Source organism: Oceanivirga salmonicida (assembly GCF_001517915.1).
GTDB classification, from domain to species: Bacteria; Fusobacteriota; Fusobacteriia; order Fusobacteriales; family Leptotrichiaceae; genus Oceanivirga; species Oceanivirga salmonicida.
Window position 1 is genome coordinate 1 of sequence record NZ_LOQI01000079.1, and the last position, 6,164, is coordinate 6,164.

The window sequence follows — 6,164 nt, forward strand, 5'->3', positions numbered from 1 at the left end:
ACAGTATATAGATAAATATAGTATTTGCTATACAAGTTTTAACCCGTATTTAGAAATGTATTATGCAGATAATGTGGCATATATTAATTTGTCGTATTATGGAATTAATATTTCTGAAAATATGAACAAAGAATTAGTTTTATCTTACATTTTAATATTATCAAAAATTTCTTATGAACTTCTAACAACTCCATTAAATCTTAGTTTAGATAATAAAGTTTATTCTATATCTAAATGGGAATATAAATCAAGATATTGTAATGATTATGTATATATTTTTAAGTCTTGTATAAGTGAATGTTTTCCAGCAAGTGTAATATATTTTGAAAGAGATATAAATACATTTATTGTGTTTTTAGATTATGATGATAACTTAGAAAATAGAGATTTAATGAATGAAATTATATCGTATTTTCTTCCATTAGACTATGAAATTGAGTATTTCTTTGAGCATTTTTATATGTTAAATATTAAAAAATTAGAAAAATTAGGTAGGTGGTTATTGCTATGAAATATAGAATAAAAATTAATGATATTCTCATTAATCAAGATAATAGTAGTGAGATAGTAATTAATTTATCGCAAAAAAGCATAGATAGTTATGCAAATGAAAAAAATAGGGTAGAAGTAGTAGTGGATGGATTTGTATATACAAATGATAATATGGGAATAAAAAATAAGGATTTAATAAAAAAATTAGTAGAGATACAGTATGAGTATTTAGATATCTCATTAGAAATTGAGAATATGGTATATAAGCTTCCCAAAATGTATATACATAGTCTAAATCAAAGTTTTAGTAATGGTATAGGGAAATATAAGTTAGTTTTACTTCAAAAATTTATAGGCAAAGAAAAAGAGTTGGTGATATATGAAAATAGTAATTAATGGTCAAGAGTTAAAAGATTTTAATGTATTAGGTTTTAGTTTAATATCTAATATGGGTAATTATAGTAAGATGACTTTGACTTTAGAATTAAATAAGAATATTAATATATCTAATATGTGTGATATAAAAGTTGATAATTTTGTAGGAAAAGTATATTCATATACTCTAATTAATTATGGAGTTTTGGGTTTTAAGTTAGAATTAATTGCCCACTCACCCTTATATTTATTAACCTTGAATCGTAAAAGTAGAATATACCAAGACACGAATACGACCTATAAGTCTATAATAATAGATATAATGAAAGACTATAATTTAAAGTATTTAATATCAAATAATTTATCAAAAAAAATTGGAAAATTATATTTTCAAGATGACATTTCTGACAAAGAGTTCCTAACGAGAATATTATCGGACATTAATGAGAGTATTTTTAGTTCAGTAGATGGAATAATACTTTTTGGATTTCAAGATAGCAATGTAGAAACATTAGAAAATATAACAGCTAGTGGTGTTAGCAGTAGTGGAAAATATTATGAAATTATGGGTAAAATGTATTTAACAGGTTCTAAAATATCTAATTTATATTTAATATCATCTAGTGTTAGTCTAAAAAATGGAATATATTTAAGTAAAATAATTTTAAGTGAAAAAAATAAAGGTATATTACCTGTTATTTCAAATATAAAAGGTAGATTTTTACCAGCCAGAGTAGTAGAAGTTGTAGCAAATAATGACATAGCACAAATGAGAGTAGATTTTAGTGTCTCTGTAAGTGATAAAAGCACTAATAAAAAATTATTTAGTTTTGCTACACCTTATTCAAAAACTATGACTTCACTTTATATAACACCAGAAATATCTGATATGGTTCATGTATATTTTCCGAGTAATTATGAAGAAGATGCTAAGGTAGCATTTTGTATAGATAATGAAAAAAGTAGTAGATTTTGTGATAGAAATACTAGAAATTTTTTTGTAGAAGATGTTTCAATTAATGTATCAAAAGCAAATTTAAGTATTTCTAGTTCTAAATTACATATACAGGCAATAAAAGATATGACTATGGCTTCAAATTCGTATTTGGCAATAGAAAGTAAAGATGATACTAGTATATATGGCGATAAACTATTACTTGTATCAAAAGGGAGCAATGTAGAGATAAATAGTAAAAAAGATATATTATTAAAAGCAATTAAGATACATAATAATTAGGAGTAATATGCAGTTAAAATATTTTGAAGAAAAATTAATACCAAATGAAGTACATAGATTTTATGATGATTTGGCTGAAGTATATCTTAAATCTACTTATGAATATGGTAAAGAAGAAAAAGGCGAGATAATTAAACCTAAAATTGGTAGATATTTAATGAGTAAAGTTGATATTAGTTTAGTAGAAGCAAATACTGATTTAGGCTTTTTAGTTTACAGTAAAGAAGGATTTAGTAAACAAGATGAGATAGTATTAAATTATGACAAATATATTGTTTTACCCGAATTATCTGAAATTATTGAAATGTATTTAGATGAGATTTTTGATGTTAGTTATATTAAGCATAGCAATGGGAAATTAGAAATTACTAAGAAAATGATGGGTGATAAGTATAGAAATAGTGTCAAAGTTAGTATAGCGGGTTTAATTATTGCAGTTCACAAATTTGATATTAGAAAAGTTAAAAAAGTTTTTGATAGAGAAATGATCTACTGTGATGAAAATAATATTCCCATAACATATTATATGGCATCTCCAGATTATGATTTAAGTTTTATAAGTTCTGAATTTGAAAATATTGTTTTTCCAAAGGCAAATGAAGAAGAAGAGAAATCATTAGATAAAAAATCAGATTTTATTGGTCAAAATGGAGAAGATATAGTAGAACAATTAAAAAAAGAAATTATGCAGGAACAAAAAAATAAATCTGAAAGAAATAGTAAAATATTAGATAATTTAAGTAAAATTTTAGAATTTATTTTAAATAATGATAAGGTAAAAGAGAAAAAAGATGAGATAATATCTAATATTAGAGATAGTCTAGTCCCTAAAAATTCTAAGAAAAAATCAAGCTATGTCATACCTAAAAACAAATCTAACATTTCAAAAATCAAAGAAAAATTTAGAAAAGATTACGGTGAAAAAAAGTTTAGTGAATATTTTGAAGATACTACTAATAGAGAAGTGAAAAAACAAGATAAAAAGGTTTTAAATGAGATATTGAAATCTAATCCTGATGAAGTTATAGAGCAAAAAAAATTTGATAATTTTAAAAAAATAACAAAATCTGAAATAGGAGTTATAGATTATCTATATGAATTATGTTCTAAATCAGATAATCCGTTAGAAAGATTAGAAAAATATTTAAAATTTCTAAGTCTAAAAAATTCTCAAAGTAGTGTAATGTATTTTTATGATATTGCAAAAACTGTCTTTAAATCTAAGGTAAAAGATTATATTACCAGTGGTATAAATAATTTGGCAGGAGTTAATTTAGAAAATATAAAAGATGAATATCTATTGAAATTAGGCTTAGCAGATGTTGATGATATTAAATTTGATATAAAGCATAGAAATATTAAAGAATATACTAAAACAGTTGAGTATAAATTTTTGATGATATTTAAAAATCAAAATTTAGTTAAAGAAAGTTTTTCAGGCAATTACCCTAAATCGAGAAGATTATTAAATAATTTACAAATTGCTATGATAAAATCTATGGTAAATATTAAATATAGAGAGTTTGATGGCTATAAAAATAAGGAATGGAATATTTTAAATAGATACATAATATATTTAGATGAATATCTAGAAGGTCTTAGTATGGAAGAATATACTTGGTTTTATAACTTAACCAAAGAAGTTGATATTACCATAGTATTTATTGCACTGATTAAATCAGATTTTAGTTTTAGAGATGATAGTATTTCAAAAATATCTGAATTTATGTATTGGTTAAATTATAATAGTTATTCAGATAAAAAAAATATGGGTGTTGATAAATCAGTATTACTTAATGTTTTCCCTAATTTAAATTCATTAGAATATAATATGAAATTAAGAAAAGCATATAATATTGCAAAATTTTACAAGAGTCTATATGAATCAAAAATATCAAATGAAACAACATATTTTGTTTGTGATAAAGCCAAAATAGCATGTTCTTTTTCATCTGATATAAGTGTTTTAAATGTATTAAAAAGTAGTAAACTTATAGAAAATAAAAATGCTGCTAATATTAAAGATAAAAATATAGTGCCATTTAAAATGTGTGTAGGAAATAAGCCCTGTGTGCCTAATTTAAGTGATTGGGAAAGAAAAAATGACATTTTAATAGGGAGTAATTATAGTTTAATGAATGATGCCAAATGTTTTTGTAAAGTAGGTGGTGTAATTAGTATAATAGATCCCAATCAAAAAAAACATAGTATTAAAAATATAGATAAAAGAGATAACAAAAAAATATATGAAGTCAATGACTATATTGACATATATTCAATAGTAGAAGATATTGAAAAAGTGTTTTTTAATAGAGAATCTAGAATGCTATATTCAACTAATTATGGTTTATCTTTTCTTGAAAAATCCTGCATAACATATTTTAGAAATACATTGAAAGCAAAAATAGATGAAAAAAATTTAGAAAGTGATACTTGTATACCAGCAGTAGATAGTAAGAAAAAAGCAATAGTAAATGCATATGCATTAGTAAAAAAAATCAAAGAGTATTATGAAAATAAGTTAAATGAAAATTATTCAAGATATATAAAGTCATCTATAGCTTCATTAGAAGTTGTATATAGTCCATATAATTTGAATAGTAAGAAATTAGGAGCATATTGGATGCCCAAAGTATTTAGAGAATATAGATTTAATAAAGATGGACGAAATTTATATAAATCTATAATCAAATATCACAGAGAAGGTGGTGGTATAAATGCAAATAAAAATACACCTTGGTGTGCATCGTTTGCAAATTATATTATGAATAATGGTTTAAAATCCCCATCATCTCAGTGCTATTATACTTCATTAGGAAAGAAGTATTATAAGAAAATTAAAGATGCAAGATATGGTGCAATTTTAGTATTGTATTATGGTAACGGAAAAGGACATTGTACTTTCATACTTTCAGAAACTAGTAATGGTTATTATTGTATGGGAGGTAATCAAGGTGGAGTAATAAAAAGGAGTTTTTATGTTAAAAATGAGAAAATACAAGGTATTTATTGGCCTATTTAGTTTTATGTCTGTATTAAGTTTGGCTAATTATGGAAATGCAGAAATTAGACCACAACCTAGATATATCGATTTTGAGAATTTATCAGATAGTAAAAAAGATGTTTTCATAGTAAATGAAGCACATAAATCATTTATAATGAGAGCAAATAATTATGAAGTGTCTAATTTAATGGATATAGAGAATAATAAAAGTAGTGGAGAAAATTTTTTAGAAGTATTGGAAGATAATAATAAAAAAATAAAAGCACAGACTAATATGTTTACATTATGCAATAAAGGAAAATGTATGATAAAAACAATTGTTAATGTTGATAAAAAAGAAATAATAGAAGATAATCCAATGGAAGTAGGTGCAAGTGTAGCATATGCATATAGTAATATTTCTAAAAATAATTTAAATAATATAGATATAGGTATTAATTTTAAATTTAAAATACCTGACTACAAACTATTATTAAAACTAAAACAAGATTTTAACTATACCAATATGAAGTATGTAAGAGAATTTAAGCAAAATTATTATGGTTTAAGTGGGGCAGCTAATATAAGTACTAGTATAGGAAATAAATTTTTTGTAGAACCAGAGTTAAGAGTAGCATATGCATATAACTTTAAAGGTAAAGTACTTGATCAAAATAATGATGAAATAACATTAAATGGTAAATTAGATGGAAGTTTAGGTGCAGGTTTAAAAGTAGGTTATATGTTTGGTGAAAAGATAAAATTTAAATTATCATTAGGATATAGTTTTGATAAAGAATTTTATTCAATGAATGATAGGTATAGAATGTTTAATAAAGAAGTTATAAAAAATTCACCGGAAGACATTAATCATAGTGTCATAGGAAGTATTAAAATTAATATAAAAGATAAACATAATATTAAAATCTTATTTGGAAAATCCAGTAAAGTATATACTGCAGGATTATTATATAGCACAAATTGGTAGTAGATTTTGTATTCAATCTTACTTTGTATATATTATTAAAATCCTTTTAAAACAAGAATAAATTAATAAACTAAATGGTCTAAAAAATG

5 protein-coding genes are annotated in these 6,164 nt (G+C 23.4%); all 5 read left to right on the top strand.

Annotation, left to right across the window (positions count from 1 at the left end; all coding sequences use genetic code 11):
• A partial coding sequence (locus tag AWT72_RS09735) for a hypothetical protein (protein ID WP_197407634.1) occupies positions 1 to 511 on the top strand: 511 nt, incomplete at its 5' end.
• A complete protein-coding gene (locus AWT72_RS07645; RefSeq protein WP_067143246.1) occupies positions 508 to 888 on the top strand; it encodes a hypothetical protein in 381 nt (126 codons plus the stop codon). The genes AWT72_RS09735 and AWT72_RS07645, both read left to right, overlap by 4 nt.
• A complete protein-coding gene (locus AWT72_RS07650; protein WP_067143249.1) occupies positions 872 to 2,104 on the top strand; it encodes a hypothetical protein in 1,233 nt (410 codons plus the stop codon). The genes AWT72_RS07645 and AWT72_RS07650 overlap by 17 nt, the downstream gene beginning before the upstream one ends.
• 7 nt (positions 2,105 to 2,111) lie before the next feature.
• The gene (locus tag AWT72_RS07655) at positions 2,112 to 5,126 is read left to right on the top strand and encodes a PAAR-like protein (protein ID WP_067143254.1); all 3,015 of its coding nucleotides are present in this window, start codon (positions 2,112 to 2,114) and stop codon (positions 5,124 to 5,126) included.
• The gene (locus AWT72_RS07660; RefSeq protein WP_067143256.1) at positions 5,083 to 6,075 is read left to right on the top strand and encodes a hypothetical protein; all 993 of its coding nucleotides are present in this window, start codon (positions 5,083 to 5,085) and stop codon (positions 6,073 to 6,075) included. The genes AWT72_RS07655 and AWT72_RS07660 overlap by 44 nt, the downstream gene beginning before the upstream one ends.
• Positions 6,076 to 6,164: the final 89 nt, after the last annotated feature.

Bases quoted from the DNA above. Each gene is read 5' to 3' on its own strand.
- AWT72_RS07645 (WP_067143246.1), top strand. From the start codon at position 508: ATGAAATATAGAATAAAAATTAATGATATTCTCATTAATCAAGATAAT.
- AWT72_RS07650 (WP_067143249.1), top strand. From the start codon at position 872: ATGAAAATAGTAATTAATGGTCAAGAGTTAAAAGATTTTAATGTATTA.
- AWT72_RS07655 (WP_067143254.1), top strand. From the start codon at position 2,112: ATGCAGTTAAAATATTTTGAAGAAAAATTAATACCAAATGAAGTACAT.
- AWT72_RS07660 (WP_067143256.1), top strand. From the start codon at position 5,083: ATGTTAAAAATGAGAAAATACAAGGTATTTATTGGCCTATTTAGTTTT.